The organism is Sphingomonas sp. Leaf208 (genome assembly GCF_001421415.1).
Lineage (GTDB): Bacteria > Pseudomonadota > Alphaproteobacteria > Sphingomonadales > Sphingomonadaceae > Sphingomonas.
Genome location: NZ_LMKH01000003.1, coordinates 17,898 through 40,317 on the forward strand (window position 1 = coordinate 17,898; position 22,420 = coordinate 40,317).

Consider the following 22,420-nt stretch of genomic DNA (forward strand, 5'->3'; position numbering starts at 1 on the left):
TCGGCCCCTAGTTTACGACGGTGCCGCCCTGTTGCCCAAAGCGAGCAGCGCAATCAAGGCGATGACCGATCCGGACGCCATCAATATCGCGACGGTCTGAAGTCCATAGCCCGCCGAGAACAATGCGCCGGCAAGGGCGGGCGCCAACGCAGATCCACCCCGTCCGACGCCGATGGCGAACCCCGTCGCAGTCGCGCGCACCGCAGTCGGGAAGGCGCGGGCAAGCACCGCATATAGCCCGACGATACCGCCATTGGTAAAAAAGCCGGTGATCGCGGCAATCGCCGCCAGCTCGGCGTAGCTCCCCTGCCCGCGACCGAACAACGCCACCAGTACTGAGGAGAATGCCATCATCACCATCGTCAGCGTGCGCACCCGAATGCGCGCGGTCAGCAGGCCAAGAACGAGCGAGCCGACCAGTCCACCGCAGTTGGCGAACACTAGCACGCCGCCCGCGGAACTTGCTTGAAAGCCCATGTCGACGACGATTTTCGGAATCCATTTCAGCAGAAAGTAGAAGGTCATCAATTGCGCCGTGTAGGCTAGCGTGATGAGCAGCGTCACGCGAAGCAACGCTGGCGAAAACAGCGCGGCGAGCGGTAGCCGCTCACGTGTTCCCTCCAGCGGCGGCAGCGTGACGACTGTGCGGTGCCCCATGCGCGTTAGCGTATGGTTGACCGCCGCGAGCGTGTCGGACCCGCGCCGCTGCATCGCGAAGGCAATAGACTCCGGCGCCCGCCACAGGACGATAGGCACGAAACACAAGGTCGCCACGGCGCCGAACTGGAACACGATTGGCCAGTCATGCTGGCTGAGCAGCAGCGACGCGATCGACCCGCCGACGATCGCACCCAGCGGATAGCCCGCCGCCATCAGCACCACCGCCAGATTGCGCGGCATTCGCAGCCTCAGACACCGCAGCGTTGGTCGTGGCCAGCATGCCGCCAATACCGAGCCCGGTCAGCACTCGCCACAGTGACAGCGTCGTCAACCCGTAGGCCGTCGACGCCCCGGCCATTCCGAACGCCATCACTAACAGGCAGCCGAGGATTGTGTACCGCCGACCTATGCGGTCGGCGACTCCGCCCAGTACGATCGACCCGACCGCCATGCCAATCAGTTCCATCGACAGGACCAGCCCCAGCGCACCACGATCGATGCCCCAGTCGCGGACGATACCCGGCGAGGCAAAGCTGATCGACAGCACATCGAACCCGTCGAGCGCGTTCAGCCCGACCATGATTGCGACCACCCCCCATTGGAACCGCGACATCGGTTCGGAATCGATGATCGCGCGTGGATCGTCCGCCATGCCTTCCTCCAATGGTGCCCGCCGGCGGGCTTCTCAGTCATGTATCCGGCGAAGCAGCGCGATCAACGTCTCCGCTTCTTCAACGGTGAACCGCGCGCGCAGCCAGGCCTCATGCGCGGCGATCGCCGTTCGCGCACCGGCAAGCGACTTGCGCCCCGCCGGCGTCAGCGACAACGCCACGCGCCGTGCGTCCGCCGCCCGGTCGCGCGTCAGCAGCCCGAGCTTCTCCAGGGCATGGACGATTGCCATCGTCGTTGCACGGTCCATCTGCAGCCTGCGGGCAAGATTGGTCTGCGCGATGCCGGGCTGTTCGTCCGCCAGCCACAGCACCGACACTTGCTTCTGGGTCAGCCCGATCGACGCGAAATGCTCACCGAAATGCCGCTGCACCGCGCCGTGTGCCAGGCGTAGATGGAGCCCGAGAATGGCGTCCAGTGATCCAAGATCGTCAGCCAACCGCGCATTCCGCCGCCGCCAACTTATCGATGATCGAGCGCGCACGTATCGCGCCGGTATCGACCGAGTAGCCGCGCAACTACATATCCGGATTGGCGGCGATGGACCGTGACTGCGGTTCGAGCACCTCGGATCCAGGCCATGCATCTCTCCTTGCCCTGCTTTCAGGACAAGAATATCGTACGTGTTACATACAAAAAACGTCAAGCCGGGAGAGAAGAATTGTCGGGCATGCCACCTTTCCGTGCCGATCACGTCGGCAGTTTCTTGCGTCCTGCGGCACTGCTGGCAGCCCGTAGCGATTTCGCTGCGCAGCGGATCGATGCGAACGCGCTTCGCACTGTCGAGGATGCCGCGATCCGCGACGTGGTCGCGTTCCAGGAGGATCTGGGCTTGAAGGGAATCACTGACGGAGAATTCCGGCGCACCTATTTCCACACCGACTTCCTGCTTCAGCTCGATGGTGTCGAGGAAGCCGGCGGTACCCAGGTACATTTCCACCAGCATGGCGGCAAGGAGCTTAGCTACGCACCACCGGTAATGAAGATCACTGGGTCGGTCAGACATGCGCGCGACATCCAACGCCGCGACTATCAATTCCTCGCCGAAACTACGTCGCGCCTGCCAAAGGTGACGATTCCGTCGCCGACGATGTTGCACTTCCGCGGCGGTCGCGACGCGATCGACACGGTCGCCTATCCCGACCTCGACCAGTTCTACGCGGACCTCTCGGCTGCTTACCGCGCCGAGATCGCCGGCTTGGCCGCGGCCGGATGCCGTTATCTGCAACTCGACGATACTAACCTGGCCTATCTGTGCGACGACACCCAGCGCGAGAATGCCCGGCGTCGCGGGATGGATCCGGACGCGCTGCCACGGCTCTATGCGCGGATCATCAACGACTCGATCCGCGACAGGCCCGACGACATGATCGTGTGCGTCCATCTGTGCCGCGGCAATTTCCGCTCGTCCTGGGCGGCCGAAGGCGGCTACGAGCCGGTTGCGGAAGTGCTCTTCAACGAACTCGCAGTCGACGGCTATTTCCTCGAATATGACGACCCCCGCTCGGGCGACTTCGCGCCGCTTCGCCACGTTCCCAAGGGCAAGACCGTGGTGCTGGGCCTCGTCACCACAAAGCTCGGCGAGCTCGAGCACAAGGACGACGTGAAGCGCCGGATCGACGCCGCTGCCGAGCACATGCCGCTCGACCAGATGGCGCTGTCACCGCAATGCGGCTTCTCGTCGACCGTGCATGGCAACGACATCGAGGTCGGGCAGCAAGCGGACAAGCTCAGGCTGGTGGTTGATGTCGCACGCGACGTATGGGGCGAGATCTAGCGCCTATTCCACGCACGCCACATAGATGCGGTCGAGCAGTTCCTGCAGCAACGCAAATTCCGCCGCGCTGAGTTGCTCGACCGCCTTCTGTTCAGTTCTGTCGAGGATCACGAACATCTGATCAAGGAACGCGTCCCCTGCCGGCGTGATGAACAGCGCGTGGCGCCGTCGGTCCGTTGCCGACGCCTGCCTCTCGGCCCAGCCGCGCCGCTCTAGCTCATCGACGATTGCCACGGTCGCCGACTTGTCGAGCCCCACTTCTCGCGAAACGAACGCCTGCGACGTCCCCGGATTGGCGGAGATCAGCGCCAGCGACGAGAACAGCCCCTGCTTCAACCCGTGCTCGGCCACCGCAGCGGCAAAGTCCTTCGAAAGCCGATTCTGGATACGGCGGAGGCGGAAGCCGAGATAATCGTCCATCCGCCCCAACGAGAGTCCCGCGCCACGCCGGGATGGCCGTACCCCCATCATAAATGGCATCTCATATTACAGTTGATTCCTACAACGATATCGATCATCATTTGATCTAGCAGGCAGCCGCGTCGCGCTGTCAATATCAGGGGAGACTGTGGTGAGCGCATCGACGATGACCGATCCGCATGCGACCGTTTTCGACGACGCTGACATCGGGCCGGACGCCGCGCCGCCAGCCCAGGTGCCGTCAAGCCGCGCCCAGCGCATCGTGTTCTGGATCGGCTCTGTCGGGCTGTTGTCCGCCGCAGCGATTGACGGCATCGCCGTGCTCGGCCGTCACATCGGCTTTACGTTTCTAGGCTCGATCGAGCTGGTGCAGGTCGCGGTCGTGCTGATCGCGTCGTCGGCGATGATCGGCGCGACGATCGTCGGCGCCCACGCGGCGGTGCATATCGTCACCGAACGACTATCCCCGCGCGGCGTGCGTGTCGCTCAGCGGGTTGCTGATGCGCTGTCGGCGCTTACCTTCTTACTGTTCGCGATCGGCTCGGTCTGGGTCGCGTCGGACCTGTGGAATGGCCATGAGCGGACCGATTTGCTGCTGTTGCCGCTGCGCTGGTTCCGGCTGCTTTGGATTGGCGCGACGCTGATCATTATGGTCCTGTTCGCGCGCGCGGCGATCAAGAGGACTGCCGCGTGACGCCCGAACTCGTCGGTATCGTCGGCATACTGGTCCTGCTCGCGGCGCTCGCCGGGGGCGTCCCGATTGGGATTGCTCTCGCATTGGTCGGCATGTCGGGCATTGCGGTCCTAATCGGTCCCGAGCCTGCGGTGATCAAGGCCGGCGTGGTCGCCTTCGAGACGATCTCAAAATACGAACTGGGCGTCCTGCCGCTATTCCTGCTGATGGCCCATATCTGCTTCGCAGCGGGGGCGAGCCGCGACTTCTTCAGCGCTGCTGCCGCGTTTCTTGGCCATCGGCGCGGCGGGCTGGCACTCGCGTCGATCGGGGGGTGTGCCGGGTTCGGCGCGATCAGCGGATCGAGCCTGGCGACCGTCGCCACGGTCACTTCAGTCGCGCTGCCCGAAATGCGCCGCGCGGGGTACGATCCGGGCCTCGCCACTGGCGCGCTTGCGGCAGGCGGTACGCTCGGCTCGCTGGTACCGCCGTCGGGCGCATTGATCGTGTTCGGCATCATTGCCGAACAGTCGATCGGCAAGCTGTTCGCCGCGGCGATCATCCCCGGCGTTACGCAGGCGATCTTCTACATGGCGACGATCGCCATCCTCTGCGCGATCAACCCCGCTCTCGGGCCGGCGACAATCCGCATGCCGTGGCGCGAGCGCTGGCCGGCGCTGCGCCGCATCGCCGACATCCTGTTGCTGATCCTGTTCGTGATCGGCGGTCTGATGATCGGCTGGTTCACACCGACGGAAGCCGCCTCGGTCGGCGTTGCGGGCGCGCTGCTGCTATGGATGTTCCGCGGCGGTATCACCCGCGTCGCCTTTGCCGACGCGCTGCGGGCGACGCTGCGCACGACCGGCATGATCTATGTCGTCATCATTGGCGCGATCCTGTTCGCGACCTTCATCAGCGTCAGCGAGATCACTGAGCATCTCGCTAAGCTGGTGACTGACGCGCACGCCACGCCGACGATTGCGATCCTCGTTATGGCCCTTGTGCTGCTGCTGCTCGGCTCGTTCCTCGACGGCTTGGCGCTGATGCTACTGACCACGCCCATTTTCCTGCCAATCGCCGAACAGCTGGGCATGAGCCCGGTCTGGTTCGGCATATTTCTGGTGCGGACGATGGAGATCGGCTTCGTCCACCCGCCCCTCGGCCTCAACGTCTATGTCATTCAGGCGATGGCACGCGACATTCCGCTCGGCACCATCTTTCGCGGAATCGTTCCGTTCCTCATCGCCGACTTCATCCATCTGGGACTTATCATCGCCTTTCCCATCATCGTACTCTGGCTGCCGAAGGTGATCGCATGACTCGGCTGTTCAGGCTCATCCCTCTCGTGGCGGTCGCGCTCGGTCTTGGTCTTGGTCTCGGGGCGTGCCGTCCAGCGGACCAATCAAATAGCCCCGACGATGCGCCGATCACGCTGACCTATGCCAGCCCGTATCCACCGACGCATCCGTTCAGCCGCGCCGATATCTCCTGGATGAAAGCGGTCGAAGCGCAGAGCCATGGCCGCATCCGCATCAAGCCCTTCTGGGGCGGGGCACTGTTGTCGTCCGACCAGAGTATGGTCGAGATCCGTCACGGCGTCGCCGATATCGGGCTGATCACGCCGATCTATACGCGTGGCGGCGTGCACCTGCTGCGCGCGCAGTCGGGTTTCTACGGCGGCGTGCGGACGATCGGCGACCAAGTGGCGATCTATGACTGCCTCGCCCAGCGCTTTCCGCAATTCGACCGGGAACTCGCCGGACTCCACGTGCTCGCGGTACAGGGCGGGAACTTCCCGGGCGTTCTTACCCGGACCCGGGCGGTGCGCTCGCTTGTTGACTTTAAGGGGCTCCGCTTGCGCGCGCAGACCGACGCCAACGACGTTTTGCGGCAACTTGGCGCAAACCCGGTCAACATGCCAATGGGCGAGGTCTATTCGGCGCTTGCCAAGGGCATCATCGACGGCGTCGTGGCGCCTGCAGATACGATCAAGAGTCTGCATTTCTCGGAAGTTGCAAAACATTTCACGCCAATACGCTTCAGCCGCGGAGCCTATCCAGCGCGCGCCATGTCGGACCGCGCCTGGCGCCGGCTGCCGCCAGATCTGCAGCGCCTGATGGCCGCCTCGCGTCGTGTATGGGAGGCTGCGCTCAACACCGAACTGCTCAAGGCCGAAGACGCGGGGACGGAATTCGGCCGCCAGAACGGCATGGCCTTCACCCCCTTCCCCGCCGCCGACCAAGCCCATTTCGACGCGCTCTACACGGCCGACGCGAAGACACAGGCCGGGCGGCTTGCCTCGCTCGGCATCGACGGCACCTCCGTGCTCGCCGAGGCGCAACGCATCATCGCCGCCGCTGGGACGTCAGACCCGATCCGCTGCGCCGCTTCCAAAGGACCAAAGCCTTGACCGAGCCCAACACCCGCCCCCTCGACGGCCTGACCGTCATCGATCTAACCCGCGCGCTCGCCGGGCCCTATGCCACGCTGCTTCTCGCCGGGCTGGGCGCACGCGTGATCAAGGTCGAGGATCCGCGCGGCGGCGATTTAGCCCGCGACAATAGCCCGTATGTTGGACGCGACGGCATCGCGGTCGAGAGGCGGCATGATGACGATATCTCAATCTCGCACCTGACACGCGGGCGCGGCAAATACGGTGTTGGCCTGAACCTCAAAGATCCGCAGGCGCCGGCGATCTTCGCGGACCTCGTGCGCAGCGCCGATATCGTCGTCGAGAACTTCACGGCCGGTACCGCCGACCGGCTGGGCGTCGGGTACGCGGCAGCCCGTGCCGCCAACCCACGCATCGTCTATTGCTCGCTGTCCGGGTTCGGCGCGGACTCGCGCGGCGGTGACAAGGCGATGGATGTAATAATTCAGGCGCTGTCGGGCGCGATGTACACCAGCGGCGAGCCCGATCATCCGCCGGTGCGCTTCGGCGTACCAATCGCGGACATGCTCGCGCCGGTTTTTTCCGTGATTGGCATCCTCGCCGCGATCGAGCAGCGCCATCGCACCGGCGAGGGACAGCATGTCGACGTGTCGATGTTGGGCGCGCTCACGTCGTTCGTTGCAATTGAGAACTGGTCCGCGCTTGCGGCTGCGGGCATGCCTGCGCGCACCGGGCTGACCGTCCAGCGGCTGTCACCGTTCGGCGTGTTCGAATGCGCCGATGGCTATGTCGCGATCGTCGCGGTGCACGAGAAGCTGGCAAGCGGTCTGTTCGCGGCAATGGGCGCGCCCGAACTTGGCAAAGATCCGCTGTTCGCGACCCGCGATGCCCGCGTCGCAAATGCAATCGTGCTCGAGGCCCGCATCACCGACTGGACCCGTGCGCACGCCGTTGCGGACGTCGTCACGGCGCTCGAGGCGCAAGGCGTGCCGGTCGCGCCCGTTCGCGATCCCGAGGAGGCGATGGACGATCCGCGCGTCGTCGCGCGGGGCGAGACGGTGGAGATCGCACATCCGTCCTATCCATCGGAGACCGACCTGCGCACCGCCGGCATCCCGATCCGCTTTTCTGCCGCGGAGACGCGGTTCGATCCCGTCCTCCCGATAGCGATCGGCGAGCATAACCACGGCGTTTATCGCGCGCTCGGCTATTCCGATGAGAAAGTCGCGGAGCTGGCCAAGGCGGGCACGATATGACGCCGATCAGCACGATCGGCATCGACATACCGATCGAGTGGCTGGCGGCGCACGGCTTCTCCGCAAGGCCGATCGCGCTGCACGAGGGCCCGACCACACGCGCCGATGCGGCGACCGGCATGAAAGGCCTGTCTCCGCGCGGACGCCGCCTGCTTGAGCCCCTGCTCGCGGCCAAATCGGACGACGCTCCCGTCCTCGTAACGACCGCGGATGCCGAACAGATCCAGGTCTATGCGATCCTGCGCGAACTCGCACGATTAGGCGAAGCGACGCCGCCGCCATGCCACCTGCTCGACCTTATCCATCTCGATCGACCGTCCGCACGCACCTACAACCGCGCAAGGCTGGACGCGCTTGGTTCCTGGCTGGACAGCTTGCCGAGAACCATCAAAACTGCAACGTCGGTCGAACCCGATCAGCGTCAGACACGCGCTGAGCACCGTGTGGTGGTCACCGGGACGCGGATAGAGTCGGACTCGCTTCGGGCTGCGCTCGACGCGGCCGGTTTCGCGATCGTTGGCGACGAGCCTAATGCCGTCGACGATGCTTCGTCGGACGATCTCGATACGCTCGCTGGCCCGCGGCTTCGTACCCCGCCCCAACTGCGCGACCCCGACGCACGCGCCGCGCACGTGGCCGATCTGTTGGCGGAGTCTGGTGCCGAAACGGTGCTCCATGTAACGCTGGATGGCGACGAGGCCGCACCCTGGACGCTGGCCGCACTGAAGCGGCGAGGGCTCTCCGTGCTGACTGTCGCCGGATCCATCGACGCACCCGAGGCAATCGTCGCGCAACTCGTCGCACCGGTGAGCACACCAACCGCGCCCGCAACAGTGGCGCGGGGCCCCGTTACAACGGCCCGTCCAGCGGCGGCAGCGCGCAGCCGCAAGTCGCTGGCATCGCTCGCCGATTTCGGCCGCTATCAGCGCGAATGGTTCGCTGGTATCCGCGCCAGAGCCGCGGCGGGCGAGCCGTTCGCGGTCGTCAACGCCAACGCCCCCCAGGAAATCCTGCGTGCGCTCGACGTGCCGTTCGTCGTCAACCAATGGTGGGCATCGATCGTCGCAGCGAAGCAGCAGTCGCGGCGTTATCTGGGCCTTCTGAAGGCGCACGATCTGCCGACCCGCGCGGAACCGTACAGTGCGCAGGGTCTGGCCGCCCTGTTCGACGATGACGCGGACCTCGCCCCTTGGGGCGGGCTGCCTCACCCCGATCATCTCCACGCGGTAGCCTCGTCCGATGCGACCGCGGCGCTCTTCGCCGAATGGGGCCGAGCCGCCGACATCACGCCGTTCGTCTACGCACGCACGGTCGATCCGCGCTGGGCGCTGCCGATCCGGTGGTGGGACGATCTGCCGGAGCGCTGGGACGCGGTGCTCGAACCGGCGCGGCTTGATCTGCTAGAGGCTGAGCTAGCCGAGGTAATCGCCGCGCTAGAAACCGCCACCGGTCGCCGATTTGATACCGCGCGCTTCGCCGAGGTCATGGACCTCGTCAACGAACAGGAGGGCTATTATCGGCAGACGCGCGATCTGATCGCCCAGACCGTTCCCGCACCAATCGGCATCGTCGACTCGATGCCGGCGACGATGGTCCCGCAATGGCATCGCGGCACTGTATGGGCACGCGACGCTGCCAAGGCATTCCATGACGAGGTTGCCGGCCGCGTTGCCGCCGGTGAGGCGGCAGTGCCGAACGAGCGGATCCGCCTGATGTGGGTCGGACGTGGGTTGTGGAGCGACATGGCATGGTACCAGCGTTGGGAGGAGAGCCACGGCGCAGTCTTCGTTTGGTCGATGTACCTAGCGCTGGCGGCCGACGGCTATCTGCGCAGCACCGAAGGTGGCCAAGATCCGATGCGCGCGCTCGCTGCTCGGTTCGTGACGATGGGCGACGAACTGCGCCTGCCCGGCTGGGCAGGACCGTGGCACGTGCATGAAGCCGAAACGCACGGCGTTGACGCAGCCGTTGCACTGTCGGACGCCGATCCGTTCGTATTGCGCGCGCTGCAGGCGGCCGGCGTGCCAGTGCTCGATCTCGGCATCGACAATTACAGTCCGGATGCGGCGGACGACGGCACGATTGACGTGGCGATGCGCGCGTTCCTCGATGGCCCCGCCGCTGAGCGAGCAGCGCGGCGCAGTGGCGAGCGACCGGCATGAGCGGCGCGCTGGACGGGGTGACGATCCTCGATTTCTCACGGTTTTTGCCGGGCGCCTATCCCGGCTGGATCGCGGGTGATCTCGGCGCCGACGTGATCCGCGTTGAGCATCCGCGCGAGGTAGCCAAGGCCGCACTGGCTGATCCAGCTGCCGAGCGACGTCGCCGGGCGCGGCCGAGCTACCAGCGCAACAAGCGCAGCATCACGCTCAACCCCACGCACCCCGAGGCACGAACGGTACTCGATGCGCTGTTGGCGCGTGCCGACATTCTCGTCGAGGATTACCGCCCCGGCACGATGGCTGCGATGGGCCTCGGCTACACGGAGGTCTCGGAACGGCACCCGCATCTCATTTTTTGCTCGGTCTCGTTTGCTGGGCAGGACGGGCCGCTTGCCGGCAAAGCCGGGCATGACCCCGGCGGGCTAGCGCTGGCTGGCGCGCTGTCGCGCCTTAACGGCACGGCGCGACCGACACTGCCTGGTGTACAGGTGGCGGACGTGCTGGCCGGTGCCCATGCGACAATTGCCGTGCTCGCTGCGCTGCGGGCTCGTGATCGCACGGGCCGCGGCACGAGGATAGACGTCGCGATGAGCGATGCCTGCCTGCCGCTCGCGATGGTTGCGCTAGGTCGCACCGACGATCCCTCAAGCCTCGGACCGTCGGACGGCGCGTTTCATCCCAAGGGCGGCGTGTGGAAATGCGCCGACGGTGCTTTCCTGTGCACCACCGATATGGAACTGCCCTATTGGCGTCGCTTCTGCGCGGCGATCGGACGCGAGGACCTGACCTCTTGGCGCGAGACACCCGCACGCTGGCCTGATCTTGAGGGCGAAATTGCCGACACGCTGGCCGCACGCCCGCGTGCCGCATGGCTTGCGATCTTTGAGGCTGCAGACACGCAGGCTACACCCGTGCTGTCCCCTGCCGAAGCGCTCAACAGCGCGTTGATGCGCGCCCGCGGCATGGCCGTCACGCTCGACACGCGCGATGGCCCGGTAACGCAGGTCGGCACGCCGTTCCGGCTTGGAGACGACGCGCCCGACCTTCGTGTGGGCACATTGGCCGGCAGCGACACCGACGTGATCCTTGCGGACCTTGGCTTCTCGCCAAGCGAAACGGCCGAATTGCAGGCATCCGGGCTGTTCACCTCGACGGAGCGTCGATAATGCGGCCGCTTGAGGGCATTCGTGTGGTCGATCTGACGCACGCGGTATCCGGGCCGACCTGCACGTTGATGCTCGCGCAGCTGGGCGCCGACGTCGTCAAGATCGAGCCACCCGAGCGCGGAGATGATTTCCGCGACTACACCGAACATGGCGGCCTGGCGAAGATGAGCATCCCGTTCGCCGCCATCAACGCGGGCAAGCGGTCGGTCGCGCTCGACCTCAAATCCGATAAAGGTCGTGCAGCGCTCGATGCACTCGTCATGGGCGGCGACGTTCTGGTGGAGAATTTCCGCCCCGGCGTGCTGGCCCGTCTCGGCTTTCCCAATGACCGCCTGCGTGCGCTCAATCCGCGGCTAGTCATCGCCGCGATCAGCGGGTTCGGCCAGTCCGGCCCGCTTCGCGACTGGGGCGCCTATGACCATATCGCCCAGGCGATGTCGGGCATGGCGATGATGGAGGCTCGGAGCGGCGAGCCGCGCAAGATCGGCATTCCGGTGATCGACTCATTCAGCGGCTATCTTGCCGTGATTGGCATCCTCGCTGCGTTGCGCACCCGCGACGCGACGGGAATCGGGGGCGAGGTCGACATCGCGATGCTCGACGCCGCGCTGAAGCTGATGGCCACCAACCTCGCGGTCGAAAGCTTCACCGGCATCGCACCCGCCGGCACCGGCAACCGTGGCTATCGCCTCGTCGCAACGGCAGAATATTATCCGACTGCCCAGGGATGGATCGCGCTCGGCGCCAACCATCAGCACCAGGTCGAGGCGCTATGGCGCGTGCTCGGCCGCGACGACCTGATCGACGACCGGCGCTTCGCTACGCATCCCGCTCGCGTCGAGCATTACGATGTCTTGCGCGCAATCATCGTCGAGCTGCTGTCCAGTGAGGACGCCGCGGAGCTCGAGGGGCGGCTGACACAGGCCGGCATTCCCGCCGCCATGCTGCGCGACGTCGGTCAGGCGGCACGGCATCCGCACATCGTCGATCGCGGGCTGATCGTCCGCGCCGACGTGCCCGGCGCCGATCGCGACATCGCCGTGGTCGGACCCGGCTTCGCCGTCGACGCGCCGTCCGAGTCGTTGCGGGTTCCAACTATCGGCCAGCATACCGCAGAAGTACTTGCGGAACTCAGTCTCGAAGCACCGTCGGCATGAGCGTGCTCGACATCGCGCTACTCGGCGACATCATTCTCGACGTGCCTGATCCGGACCACTGGCTGTCGGGCATCGCCTCTGTCACCCGCGCGGCCGACGTAACGATCGCGCATCTCGAAGTCCCGCACACGCGGCGCGGCGTCGAACTGGCCGGCGACGTGCCCGCGCCCGGTGCCGATCCGGATCACCTCGCTGCGCTCGCGCGGGCCGGCGTGACGGCGGTATCGATGGCCGGCAACCATATCGCCGATTGCGGCGCTGTAGGGATCGCCGACACGGTGGCAGAGCTCGACCGCCTTGGTATCGCGCATGCCGGGGCGGGCGGGGACCTGGCCGCCGCCCGGCGTCCGGCGGTGATGGCAGTCGACGGACGCCGCATCGTCCTGCTGAGCTTCAACTGCGTCGGGCCGGAGATCGCCTGGGCAACGGTGGATCGCGCCGGTTCCGCCTATGTCCGTATCGCCGCGATCGATGGTGGCCCCACGCGGCCACAGGCGCGGCTCGACGCGATCGACCCCGCGTCACTGGTTGACATGCAGACGATGATCCGCGCGCAGACCGGACCGGATACGCTGGTAGTCGTCGCTTTGCATAAGGGGGTGACGCATTCGCCTGCGACGCTTGCCCCCTATGAACGGCCGCTGGCGCAGGCGGCGATCGACGCGGGCGCCGACGTCGTCGCTAGCCATCACGCGCATATCGCGCAAGGTATCGAATTCCATCGCGGCCGGCCGATCTTCCACGGGCTTGGCAATGGCGTCGTTGTGACCCACGCGCTGAGCCCTTCGCAGGACCACCCCGCCCGTCGCGAATGGGCCGAGCGGCGCAAGACGATGTTCGGGTTCGAGCCAGACCCCGCGTACACGCTTGCCCCGTTCCATCCAGATGCGCGCAACGGCTTGATCGGGCGGTTGCGCTGGCATTCGGACGGAAATGTCGAGGCTGGCTTCACGCCACTCTGGTTCGAGGCACCCGGCCGCCCGATCCTTGCCAAGGACGCCCAGGGTGCGACGGTCGCGCGCTATATCGACACCGTAGGGCAAAGCGTCGGACTTGCTCCGCTCGACCTCGGCCGCATGACGCATTTAAATTGTATTGCTGTATAACATTACAGTTGTGTTTAATTACTAAATCCTTCATCCTCGTGGCGTGGCGATAAGACCATGCGGGAGAGTGATGATGAGGCGACCAGTCTCAATCCAGGCGGGCAATTGCCTCGCCATCGTGGCCGTGATCGCGACCGGCATTATGCCGGCGACCGCGCAGCAGGAGGCCGGCCGCGTTTCGCGTTCGTCGATCTACGTGCCAGTGCGCGATGGCACGCGGTTAGCGATCAACGTGTATCGTCCGGCTGTCGACGGCAAACCGATTGCCTCGAAGTTGCCGACGATCTTCGCGTTTACCCCGTACCGGGCGCGCTATCTCGACAAGGGCAAGCTGGTCGAGACGTTTGACCAGGAAATCTTCGGGTTCCACGCCCTTGTCGCGGCCGGTTATGCCGTCGCGATCGCCGATGTACGCGGCAAAGGCGCCTCGTTCGGCGCGCGGCGGGGCTTCCTCGACCAAACCGAAGCGCAAGACGGTCGTGACCTGATTCAGTGGATCGCCGCACAACGCTGGTCGAACGGCAAGGTTGGAATGACCGGCTGCTCGTATCTGGGTGGCACCACGATGCTCGTCGCCGGCGCCTCGCCGCCGGCGCTCCGCGCTGTGTTCACTGCCGCGACCGACATCGACAAATACAGCTTCGTACGCAACGGCGGCATCACGGCCCAGTTCAACACGCGGCCCGACGAACCGCTCAGCATTGACGCCGCCAGCGTGCCCGTCGATGCCGACGGGAATGGCGCGCTGCTGAAACAGGCGGTGGCGCAGCACGCCGGCAACACGCCGATGGGGCCGCTATGGGCGGGCATGCCGTATCGCGACAGCATGTCGTCCTACACCGGCACTCGCTTTTGGGAAGAGGTCGGGCCCTATACCCACCTCAAGGCCCTTACCAGCCCGCGGCTCGCTTGGTATTTCTGGAGCAACTGGTCGGACGAGCCGACCGAGCAGATGATCCTTGCTGCCGCCAACATTCCGGGGAAGCTGATTGTCGGTCCAGGTGGCCATTGCGCTGCGCCGAGCCAGTTCGATATCGCCGGCGAGCAGCGACGCTTCTTCGATCATTATGTACGCGGAATCGACAACGGAATCGATCGCGAGCCGCGTTACACATGGTGGCGCGAGGACGGCACCCGCGGCGAACTGATCCGCTCGAACACGTTGCCCGGAGTCGGCATCGTCCGCACGCCGGTCTATCTCGGCGCGACCACCGCGACTCTCGGCCTTACCAGACCCGAAGCTGGCGAGAGTCGCTTCAAGGTCGATTACGACGTTCCCGGGGCGGACTATTTTGCCTTCTGGCCGAAGCCAATGGACAAGTTCGGCCCGACCTTCACGACTGCACCGCTCGCCAGCGACGCGCGAATCCTTGGCTATCCCGTTGCCCATATCCGCGTCGCGATCAACAAACCTGATGCGGTGCTGTTCGCCTATGTCGAAGACGTTGCGCCCGATGGTCAGGCGACGGTGATCGCGCATGGTCGTTTGGACGCCGCGCACCGCAAGCTGTCGCGTCCGCCATATGCCAGGCTCGACCTGCCCTATCATTCGGGACTGCAGGCCGATGTCACACCGATGACGCCGGGGACACCCGCGACACTCGCCTTCAGCCTTTCGCCCCGCGCCTACACCTTCCAGCGTGGTCACCGCATCCGAGTGACCCTGGCGGGTGCCGATCCGCGCCAGCGCAATCTTGCGCAGATCCGTCAGACGCCGCCGCCCGAGTTCCGCATCCTAACCGGCAGCTCGGAAGGGTCGCGCGTCGACCTACCGTTCACCGCCACACCAACATTCCAATAAACATCAAAGAATTGGGGAAGATCGTATGACAGGGATACGCACAGCAGCGCTCGTTTCGACCGCGTTGATGACGCTAGTCATCGCACAACCTGCTTTCGCGCAGGCGAGACCGGCTGATCCCGAACCAGCGCCAGCCAATCCGCCGGAAGCTGGTCCAGTCACGGTCACCAGCGACGACGTGAACGCCGACATCGTCGTCACGGGCAGCCGCGTCCGCGGGGCGGCGCCAGTTGGCTCTACGGTAATATCACTTGGACGCGAGGACGCCGTTGCGGGTGGCGCGGTTACCACCGACCGCCTGATCAAGCAGATCCCGCAGGTGTTCGACTTGGGCGTCAGCGAAAATTCGCGAGGTCAGTCGGGTGGCAATGGGAACGTCACCTACGGTAACAGCGTCAACCTGCGCGGCATTGGCCCCTATGCGACGTTGATCCTGGTTGACGGCCACCGGGTCGTGAACAACAGCCGCGCGGTCGACCCGTCGATCATTCCCACGCTCGGTCTTGAACGGGTCGAGGTCATCGCCGACGGCGCCTCGGCAATCTATGGCTCCGACGCAGTTGCGGGCGTGGTTAACCTCATCCCGCGTCGCTCGCTGGATGGCGTGGAGGCATCCACGCGATACGGCACCGCCGACGATTTCCACGAATGGCAGGCGGGCATCGCTGTTGGCCACAAATGGAGCCAAGGCCAGCTCATGGTCGCGTTCGAGCATACCTACCGCTCGGCGTTGAGCGGCAACGATCGCAACTATTTCCGATCAAACCAGACCGCGTTCGGCGGCAACGATTATAGCGTCACGCGGTGTTCGCCCGGCACCATCACTGCGGGGGGCACCTCCTACGCCATTCCAACAGGCGGGGTCACACAGGCGACTGCTGGTGCGTTGGTCGCGGGCACGTCCAACCGCTGCGATGACATCACTAATCAGGATTTGTTCCCCGAGCAAACCTATGATTCCGCCAACATGACGTTCACGCAGGATCTGGGCAGCCGTGTCACGGTCTTCGCTGACGGCTTCTACTCGTACCGCAAGTTCCTGCGTACCGGCGCGGACAGCACGGCGACGCTGACCGTACCCCAGACCAATGCCTTCTTCGTCCGTCCGGCTGGCTTCACCGGCAGCAGCTACACGATCGGTTACAACTTCCGGGATATCCTGGCGCGCAACATGAATCCGGGCCGTGCCGAGAATTGGCAGATCTCGCCAGGCGTGCGCGTGAAACTCTTCGGCGATTTCCAGTTCGAGGGCATTTACAGCTATGGACGGAGCAACGACCAGTCGAACACCTTTACCGGGCTGACCGCCGCCAACCTGAACGCCGCGCTGGCCAGCAACAACCCCGCCACTGCGTTCGATCCTTACGGGCTCGGTCGCACGTCGACCGCGACGTTACAGTCGATCAATAACAGTGTGTTCCTGGCGCCGACGCTCAGCCGCTTCACCGGCTACGAAGCACGACTGAACGGCAGTTTGTTCGCGCTGCCCGGCGGTGACGTAAAGCTTGCCGCGGGCTATGAGGGGCAAGAGATCAAGGTCAACCTAGGCAATGCGCGCGGCCAAATCGGCACACCGATCGTCTATCGCCATTTCGATCGCCGCGTGGATTCGATCTACGGCGAACTGCTAGTCCCGATTTTCGGGTCAGCTAATGCCATTCCCGGTTTCCAGCGGCTCGAGTTCGACGCGGCTGTGCGCTATGACAAGTACAGCGATTCCGGCAACACGACGAACCCAAAGTTCGGTGTCAACTGGTCGCCCCTCAAGCGGCTGGTACTGCGCGGCAGCTACGGGACCTCTTTCCGCGCGCCGCTGATCACGCAGATCTACGGCAATTCGAACAGCCTGTTCACGCAGACCTACCAGAACCCGTCCGGCCCTCCGATCGTCGGCGTTGCGCTGTCTGGTCCCAACCTCAATCTCGGGCCGGAGACTGCGACGACCTGGTCGCTCGGCGCTGATTGGGATGTCGTCCCACGGCTTAAGCTGAGCGCGACCTATTTCAACGTGAATTACCGCAACCAGGTCGATGCATATCTATCCGACCTGGCGATTCTATCCCGCGAAGCGCAGTTTACGGGAACCGGCATTATCCTCCGCGGAGCGGACGCGGCGGCGCGTGTCGCACAGTTGATCGCTTCCGGTGTTGGCGTGGTGGGCGTACCGCCGTCGCCGGTCACGCTGTTCGTCGATGGCCGCAACAACAATCTCGGCAAATCGCAGACCGAGGGTGTCGACTTTACGGCGAATTATACCTTACCGACTGCCAATCTGGGTACGTTCCTGCTGAACGCGAACGGCACTTACCTGACGCGCTACGAAGTCTCGGTGACACCGGCGGGGACGCCGGTAGATCGCCGGAACACGATTTTCTTCCCGCTGAAATTCAAGGCGCGCGGTAGCCTGGCCTGGGACTTCGATCCGATCCGCGTACAGGCTACGATCACGCATGTTGGCGGCTACACCAACAACGCGATCACGCCGAATGAGACCGTGAAAAGCTACAACCCAGTCGATTTCAGCATCGCGTGGAAACTCGGTGGACGCGACGCAAGCGGTATCCTCGGTGGTCTTACCCTCGGCGCAGAAGTGCGAAACGCGTTCGATATCGATCCGCCATATGTTAATCTTGCACCGTCTGGCAACGGCAGCGGCGGCTATGATGCCTCGGCTGCCAGCCCGATCGGCCGCGAAATCGCGGTCTCGCTACGCGCACAATTCTGACCACCAAGGGGCATAGGCGAATGAAGACGGCCATACCGTTTGCGTTGATGCTGGCTTTGGGCGCGACCGGTGTCGCAAAAAGCCAAGGAGCGATGACACCCAAAGCCGGCATGAACATGCGGTCTGCCAACGCTGCTTATGACGCTATGCCCGACACCAAGGGCACGGGGCCATATGCCGCCGTCAAGCTGACAGACCCGCGGCTTCCCAAGCATCTGATCTATCGGCCAGCCGATCTGAAGGGGCTCGGTGCGCAGAAGCTCGGCGTGATGGTCTGGGGCAATGGCGGGTGCAGCGACGACGCTGCGAGCGTTCGTCTGCATCTCAGCGAGATCGCATCGTATGGGTATATCGTAATCGCACCAGGCCGCGCGCTCACCGGGCCGGGTGCGCCGCCCAAGCAAAATACGCAAGCATCCGTCGCTCCCCTTGGCATTACGACGACTTCGGCACAGGTATCGGCCGGGATCGACTGGGCGCTAGCGGAAAACAATCGGCGTGGAAGCGCCTATTACCACCGCGTTGACCCAAAGATGGTGGCGGTGTCTGGTCATAGCTGCGGTGGTCTCCAAGCTTTGCAGATCAGCGGCGATCCACGGGTACGGGCGGTAATCATTCATAACAGCGGCGTGTTCAAGGACGGGACCAACCCAATCAAGGGTCTCACTATTGTGAAGTCCGCGTTGCTGCACTTGCATACACCGGTGCTCTACGTGATGGGCGGCCCAAGCGACATCGCTTGGCCGAACGGCAACGATGATTTCGATCGCATCGACCATGTCCCGGCAGCGATCGCGAGCCTAGATGTAGGGCATGGCGGCACATTTCACGAAGCGAATGGTGGTAAGGTGACGCAGGTCGATGTCGCCTGGCTCGCATGGCAATTGCGCGGCGACGGCGCGGCTGCCCACCGGTTCCAGGGCACGGACTGCGGCCTGTGCACTGATCCCGCGTGGACGTTCCGGAAGAAGCGAATAGACTAAATAACTAAAGGCGCGGGCGGAATTCGCCCGGTTTTTATTTTAGAAGAATCAATGAAAGAAGGGAAAGCTCGGTGGACCCTTCGCTTCGAACCTGCTGACGAAGCCATCGAGATCGATTCGGAAACGCCAGGCCTATCGCAGGCCTAGAGCGTTACGGGTTTGGGTCAGGTGCCCCAAGCTTCGCTGCGATCCGCGCAACTTCCTCGTCACTTGGTTCCTCCGGCAGTTTATCGCCGGGCAAGAGCGTATCGTCGGGGATGCCTAGTGCAGTGCCGGCGATCGGCTCGTCGATGGCGCGCTCGTTGGCACCGTCCGTGATCTTCTCTCTGCTCGGCATGTCAGTCTCCTTTGTAGCGTTCAAACGCACAAGGGACGCTACGGGGCCACGTTATGCCTTCAAATGTGTGGATCGGCGCTGAAGGTAAGACCCGAGTAGATTCGATTAAGCTATTGAGTTTCGTTCAGATATTTACTTAGTCAGGGGCCTCGATCGGCGCCGATCTGGCCCCCTTCATAACCTCTATTTTCCAAAATATTACAGGTAGTTGCCTTGCTTTGAGCAGGGTCCCGCTTTCGGCGCCGATCCACAATCTCGATGATGGGATGATCATCTCGTGATCACCGCTGCAATAGGGCGATCAGGCCTCCTTCTCGTCGCAGGCGTAGGCGGCATCCCGTTGGGTCGAGAGCAGTTCGAGCCGGGCATGCGCTTTCCTATTGATATTCTCCCACGCGACGCTGCCGAGTGGCGCGCGGAGCGGCATTCTGGGGGCTTCTGCAAGCGCAATGATCGCCTGTGCGATGAGAGCAGGGTCGCCGTACGTGACGTCGAAGCCGCCGCCCTGCAACGCATCGCGGAGGCCGGCAACCGGGCTTCCGGCATAGTCCGGCAGCGGATCGCCCATGTCGACGCCGCTCAGGAAGTTGGTGCCGGTCGGCCCGGGTTCGACCAGCGACATCTCGATCCCGAACGACCGCACTTCCTGCGCGACGGCTTCGACGAAGCCCTCCTGGCCCCATTTGCTGGCATGATAGGTCGAAAAGCCTGGATAGGCGATCCGACCACCTTCGGACGACACTTGCACGATGCGCCCCCCGCCCTGCCGGCGCAGATGCGGCAGGACGGCGCGGATGAACAGGATGGTGCCGGTCAGATTCGTCTCGAGCTGCCGCCTTATCTGCGCCGGCGATAGCTCTTCTATCGCGCCGAACGTCCCATAGCCGGCGTTGCTGACGACCACGTCGATGCGGCCGAGCTCCGCGAATGCGCGATCGACGGCGCTATCGATCGTCGCATCGTCGGTAAGGTCCAATTGCAACGGGATCAGCCGCCCAACTTGATCGCCGGCGTCGATCGCCTGCAGCGTCTCGGGCGTCCGTACCAGCGCAGCGACGCCGTCGCCGCGGGCCAGCAGCGCTTCGGTCATCAACTTGCCGAAGCCCGAATTGGCGCCGGTGATAAGCCACGTCTTGGCCATGTCATGCATCCCTATGGTGATCGTCGTCAGGGATGTGGCTGTTCGTGATACCAGATATAATGACGTGGAAAACGAACAGCGTGTTCGATACACGCCACCAATGGACAAACCATCGCTGCAGGAATGGCGAATCGCCCTCGCTATCGCCTCCAGCGCGAGCTTTCGCAGCACGGCACGCGCAATGGGCATCGCCCCCTCGACGATCAGCCACATCGTCTCCGGATTGGAGCGGAAGCTCGGGCGACGGCTGTTCAATCGCACGACCCGCAGCGTCGCGCTGACGCCCGAGGGCGAAGCGCTGCTGGCCCGCGTTGCGCCGCTGATCGCCCAGCTCGACGATGCGGTGACGATGTCCGAGGTGGGCGAACCGATATCCGGCGACCTTCGGATCAACGCCCCGCTCTCTGCGGCGTCCTACCTGTTGGTCGAGATCGTTCCCGCGTTCCTCGCGCGGTACCCGGGGATCGATCTGGACCTGCGGCATGAGGAGCGGATGATCGATATCGTCGCGGAAGGCTGTGATGCGGGCATTCGGCTTGGCCGAACCGTCCCGGGCGACATGATTGGGGTGCCGTTCGGCGATCCGCTACGCTTTCTTCCGGTCGCCTCGCCGGCCTACCTCGATGCGCACGGTAAACCCTTGCATCCGCGCGACCTGCTCCAGCATCGCTGCATACGAACGCGGTTGCCACGGGGCGAACGTTACGCGTGGGAGTTCGTTTGCGACGGCGACGAGCACGCTATCGACGTGCCCGGGTCGCTGACGCTCGACCGCATGACGCTGATGATCGAAGCGGCCGTTGCCGGTATGGGTATCGCGTTCGTGCTGGAGCAGGCGGTCGCGCAGCAGATCGCCGACGGATCCCTGTGCGCCCTTCTACGCGAATGGTGCCCCGCAGATGAGCGCTACATGCTCTATTATCCCGGTCGGCGGCATGTTCTGCCGCCATTAAGAGCATTTATCGATCATCTCCGGCACCATTAGGGGGCGTCAGATCCCGAACGGCATCGCCCTCTGCTTGCAACGTTGCGTCGATCTCGCCGATCGCCGCGACCGAGCATGCGTTTTCCAAGTCTCGATCGAACTTAGAGCCCGACCGAAAATTGAGTTGAGCGATTTCAGTAGCTTGTGATTCACCGAGGGTTGCGAAGACCACGAGGATCACATGAGCTGGACTGAAACCGCTCGACGCGAGCAGGACAGAAGCAGGCTGCGCTATGCAAGCGACTGCACCGATGAGGAATGGGCTGTCGTCCAGCCGTTATTGAGGCGAACCTCCAGGGTGGGACGCCCCCGCAAGCACAGGGCGCGGACCCTGTGGGATGCGATCCGGTATATCGCATCGACAGGGTGCCAATGGGCACAACTGCCCAAGGACTTTCCGCCTTTCACGACGGTACAGTACCATTTCTACCGGATGCGCGACAGCGGCCTGCTCGATGTCGTCAACGCGTTGCTGGTGGCATGGGTGCGGGTCGCGGAGGGCCGCGAGGCCGAACCGACCGCGGGCATCATCGACAGCCAGTCCGTTAAGACCGCCGAAGCAGGCGGGCCGCGCGGCTACGACGCCGGCAAGAAGATCAAGGGTCGTAAACGCCATATCGTGACCGACACGCTCGGCAATATGCTCGAAGGCGTAGTGCACAGCGCCGATGTGCAGGACCGCGACGGGGCGCCTGGCCTGATCGAGCGATCCTGCGACGCGTATCCCGCGCTCATCAGACTGTATGCCGATGGCGGTTATGCCGGGCAGAAGCTCAAAGCAGCCGTTGCGCACATTGATCGGCTGACGATCGAAATCATCAGGCGCTCCGACCTTGTGGGCTTCGTCGTCCTACCCCGGCGCTGGGTGGTCGAACGTACCCTGGCGTGGCTCAACCGATGCCGGCGTCTCGCCAAGGACTGGGAGACCTCCATCGCCTCGTCCGAGGCCTGGATGGTAGTCTCATCCATCAGTCGAATGACGCGCCGTATCGCCAAACTCGAATTATGAG

At 64.2% G+C, this 22,420-nt stretch carries 19 protein-coding genes and 1 pseudogene; 14 read left to right on the forward strand and 6 right to left on the reverse strand.

The features are described from left to right. Nucleotides 1-12 precede the first annotated feature (12 nt). From ASE69_RS23320 to ASE69_RS03940, 3 genes and pseudogenes are all read right to left on the reverse strand, one after another. A complete protein-coding gene (locus ASE69_RS23320; RefSeq protein ID WP_414882941.1) occupies nucleotides 13-375 on the reverse strand; it encodes a hypothetical protein in 363 nt (120 codons plus the stop codon). 6 nt (nucleotides 376-381) lie between these two features. Continuing rightward, a pseudogene (locus ASE69_RS23325) lies at nucleotides 382-1,312 on the reverse strand (MFS transporter); the annotation flags it as partial. A gap of 33 nt (nucleotides 1,313-1,345) precedes the next feature. Beyond that, a complete protein-coding gene (locus ASE69_RS03940; RefSeq protein ID WP_056483312.1) occupies nucleotides 1,346-1,768 on the reverse strand; it encodes a MarR family winged helix-turn-helix transcriptional regulator in 423 nt (140 codons plus the stop codon). A gap of 231 nt (nucleotides 1,769-1,999) precedes the next feature. On the opposite strand from ASE69_RS03940, the gene ASE69_RS03945 reads away from it, so the two are divergent. Then, nucleotides 2,000-3,106, forward strand: a complete 1,107-nt coding sequence (locus ASE69_RS03945) for a 5-methyltetrahydropteroyltriglutamate--homocysteine S-methyltransferase (RefSeq protein ID WP_056483314.1) — start codon at nucleotides 2,000-2,002, stop codon at nucleotides 3,104-3,106. Nucleotides 3,107-3,109: 3 nt separating this feature from the next. Here ASE69_RS03945 and ASE69_RS03950 read toward each other — a convergent pair whose 3' ends face one another. Then, nucleotides 3,110-3,526 (reverse strand): MarR family winged helix-turn-helix transcriptional regulator, encoded by a 417-nt coding sequence (locus ASE69_RS03950; RefSeq protein WP_162236829.1) that lies wholly within the window; start codon nucleotides 3,524-3,526, stop codon nucleotides 3,110-3,112. 151 nt (nucleotides 3,527-3,677) lie between these two features. Between ASE69_RS03950 and ASE69_RS03955 the strand changes: the two genes are divergently transcribed. The 11 genes from ASE69_RS03955 (at nucleotide 3,678) to ASE69_RS04005 (ending at nucleotide 18,947) form a co-directional block, all read left to right on the forward strand. Further along, nucleotides 3,678-4,220 (forward strand): TRAP transporter small permease, encoded by a 543-nt coding sequence (locus ASE69_RS03955; RefSeq protein WP_156362125.1) that lies wholly within the window; start codon nucleotides 3,678-3,680, stop codon nucleotides 4,218-4,220. Beyond that, the gene (locus ASE69_RS03960; RefSeq protein WP_235518072.1) at nucleotides 4,217-5,518 is read left to right on the forward strand and encodes a TRAP transporter large permease; all 1,302 of its coding nucleotides are present in this window, start codon (nucleotides 4,217-4,219) and stop codon (nucleotides 5,516-5,518) included. The genes ASE69_RS03955 and ASE69_RS03960 overlap by 4 nt, the downstream gene beginning before the upstream one ends. Beyond that, complete coding sequence (dctP, locus tag ASE69_RS03965) at nucleotides 5,515-6,609, forward strand: TRAP transporter substrate-binding protein DctP (protein WP_082452834.1); 1,095 nt, start codon at nucleotides 5,515-5,517, stop codon at nucleotides 6,607-6,609. Before ASE69_RS03960 ends, dctP begins: the two co-directional genes overlap by 4 nt. Continuing rightward, nucleotides 6,606-7,847: a CaiB/BaiF CoA transferase family protein gene (locus ASE69_RS03970; RefSeq protein WP_056483323.1), complete on the forward strand. Its 1,242-nt coding sequence runs from the start codon at nucleotides 6,606-6,608 to the stop codon at nucleotides 7,845-7,847. The genes dctP and ASE69_RS03970 overlap by 4 nt, the downstream gene beginning before the upstream one ends. Further along, nucleotides 7,844-10,009 carry a 2-hydroxyacyl-CoA dehydratase family protein gene (locus ASE69_RS20980; RefSeq protein ID WP_082452835.1) on the forward strand — a complete coding sequence of 722 codons (2,166 nt, stop codon included), beginning with the start codon at nucleotides 7,844-7,846 and terminating at the stop codon, nucleotides 10,007-10,009. The genes ASE69_RS03970 and ASE69_RS20980 overlap by 4 nt, the downstream gene beginning before the upstream one ends. Then, nucleotides 10,006-11,175, forward strand: coding sequence for a CaiB/BaiF CoA transferase family protein (locus tag ASE69_RS03980; RefSeq protein ID WP_056483326.1), 1,170 nt, complete (start codon nucleotides 10,006-10,008; stop codon nucleotides 11,173-11,175). The genes ASE69_RS20980 and ASE69_RS03980 overlap by 4 nt, the downstream gene beginning before the upstream one ends. After that, nucleotides 11,175-12,332, forward strand: a complete 1,158-nt coding sequence (locus tag ASE69_RS03985; protein ID WP_056483331.1) for a CaiB/BaiF CoA transferase family protein — start codon at nucleotides 11,175-11,177, stop codon at nucleotides 12,330-12,332. The genes ASE69_RS03980 and ASE69_RS03985 overlap by 1 nt, the downstream gene beginning before the upstream one ends. Further along, nucleotides 12,329-13,438 carry a CapA family protein gene (locus ASE69_RS03990; RefSeq protein ID WP_056483334.1) on the forward strand — a complete coding sequence of 370 codons (1,110 nt, stop codon included), beginning with the start codon at nucleotides 12,329-12,331 and terminating at the stop codon, nucleotides 13,436-13,438. The genes ASE69_RS03985 and ASE69_RS03990 overlap by 4 nt, the downstream gene beginning before the upstream one ends. 73 nt (nucleotides 13,439-13,511) lie before the next feature. Then, nucleotides 13,512-15,239 carry a CocE/NonD family hydrolase gene (locus ASE69_RS03995; RefSeq protein WP_162236830.1) on the forward strand — a complete coding sequence of 576 codons (1,728 nt, stop codon included), beginning with the start codon at nucleotides 13,512-13,514 and terminating at the stop codon, nucleotides 15,237-15,239. A gap of 25 nt (nucleotides 15,240-15,264) precedes the next feature. Further along, nucleotides 15,265-17,964, forward strand: coding sequence for a TonB-dependent receptor domain-containing protein (locus tag ASE69_RS04000; protein WP_056483340.1), 2,700 nt, complete (start codon nucleotides 15,265-15,267; stop codon nucleotides 17,962-17,964). Nucleotides 17,965-18,056: 92 nt separating this feature from the next. Continuing rightward, nucleotides 18,057-18,947 carry a hypothetical protein gene (locus tag ASE69_RS04005; RefSeq protein ID WP_235518074.1) on the forward strand — a complete coding sequence of 297 codons (891 nt, stop codon included), beginning with the start codon at nucleotides 18,057-18,059 and terminating at the stop codon, nucleotides 18,945-18,947. A 151-nt stretch (nucleotides 18,948-19,098) separates the two neighbouring features. Here the strand turns inward: ASE69_RS04005 and ASE69_RS04010 are convergent, their stop codons facing one another. Together ASE69_RS04010 and ASE69_RS04015 are read right to left on the reverse strand one after the other, a co-directional pair. Next, nucleotides 19,099-19,284 carry a hypothetical protein gene (locus ASE69_RS04010; protein ID WP_056483343.1) on the reverse strand — a complete coding sequence of 62 codons (186 nt, stop codon included), beginning with the start codon at nucleotides 19,282-19,284 and terminating at the stop codon, nucleotides 19,099-19,101. A 301-nt stretch (nucleotides 19,285-19,585) separates the two neighbouring features. Next, entirely contained in the window at nucleotides 19,586-20,425 is an 840-nt protein-coding gene (locus ASE69_RS04015; protein ID WP_056483345.1) for an SDR family oxidoreductase, read from the reverse strand. Between the two features lie 100 nt (nucleotides 20,426-20,525). Here ASE69_RS04015 and ASE69_RS04020 point away from each other — a divergent pair, with 100 nt between their 5' ends. Next, nucleotides 20,526-21,410 (forward strand): LysR family transcriptional regulator, encoded by an 885-nt coding sequence (locus ASE69_RS04020; protein ID WP_056483347.1) that lies wholly within the window; start codon nucleotides 20,526-20,528, stop codon nucleotides 21,408-21,410. 181 nt (nucleotides 21,411-21,591) lie between these two features. Next, complete coding sequence (locus tag ASE69_RS04025; protein ID WP_082452837.1) at nucleotides 21,592-22,419, forward strand: IS5 family transposase; 828 nt, start codon at nucleotides 21,592-21,594, stop codon at nucleotides 22,417-22,419. Nucleotide 22,420 lies beyond the last annotated feature (1 nt).

Coding starts and splice junctions, on each gene's coding strand:
- ASE69_RS03945 (WP_056483314.1), top strand. CDS start 2,000: ATGCCACCTTTCCGTGCCGATCACGTCGGCAGTTTCTTGCGTCCTGCG.
- ASE69_RS03950 (WP_162236829.1), bottom strand. CDS start 3,526: ATGGACGATTATCTCGGCTTCCGCCTCCGCCGTATCCAGAATCGGCTT.
- dctP (WP_082452834.1), top strand. CDS start 5,515: ATGACTCGGCTGTTCAGGCTCATCCCTCTCGTGGCGGTCGCGCTCGGT.
- ASE69_RS20980 (WP_082452835.1), top strand. CDS start 7,844: ATGACGCCGATCAGCACGATCGGCATCGACATACCGATCGAGTGGCTG.
- ASE69_RS03980 (WP_056483326.1), top strand. CDS start 10,006: ATGAGCGGCGCGCTGGACGGGGTGACGATCCTCGATTTCTCACGGTTT.
- ASE69_RS03985 (WP_056483331.1), top strand. CDS start 11,175: ATGCGGCCGCTTGAGGGCATTCGTGTGGTCGATCTGACGCACGCGGTA.
- ASE69_RS03990 (WP_056483334.1), top strand. CDS start 12,329: ATGAGCGTGCTCGACATCGCGCTACTCGGCGACATCATTCTCGACGTG.
- ASE69_RS03995 (WP_162236830.1), top strand. CDS start 13,512: ATGAGGCGACCAGTCTCAATCCAGGCGGGCAATTGCCTCGCCATCGTG.
- ASE69_RS04000 (WP_056483340.1), top strand. CDS start 15,265: ATGACAGGGATACGCACAGCAGCGCTCGTTTCGACCGCGTTGATGACG.
- ASE69_RS04005 (WP_235518074.1), top strand. CDS start 18,057: ATGACACCCAAAGCCGGCATGAACATGCGGTCTGCCAACGCTGCTTAT.
- ASE69_RS04010 (WP_056483343.1), bottom strand. CDS start 19,284: ATGCCGAGCAGAGAGAAGATCACGGACGGTGCCAACGAGCGCGCCATC.
- ASE69_RS04015 (WP_056483345.1), bottom strand. CDS start 20,425: ATGGCCAAGACGTGGCTTATCACCGGCGCCAATTCGGGCTTCGGCAAG.
- ASE69_RS04020 (WP_056483347.1), top strand. CDS start 20,526: ATGGACAAACCATCGCTGCAGGAATGGCGAATCGCCCTCGCTATCGCC.
- ASE69_RS04025 (WP_082452837.1), top strand. CDS start 21,592: ATGAGCTGGACTGAAACCGCTCGACGCGAGCAGGACAGAAGCAGGCTG.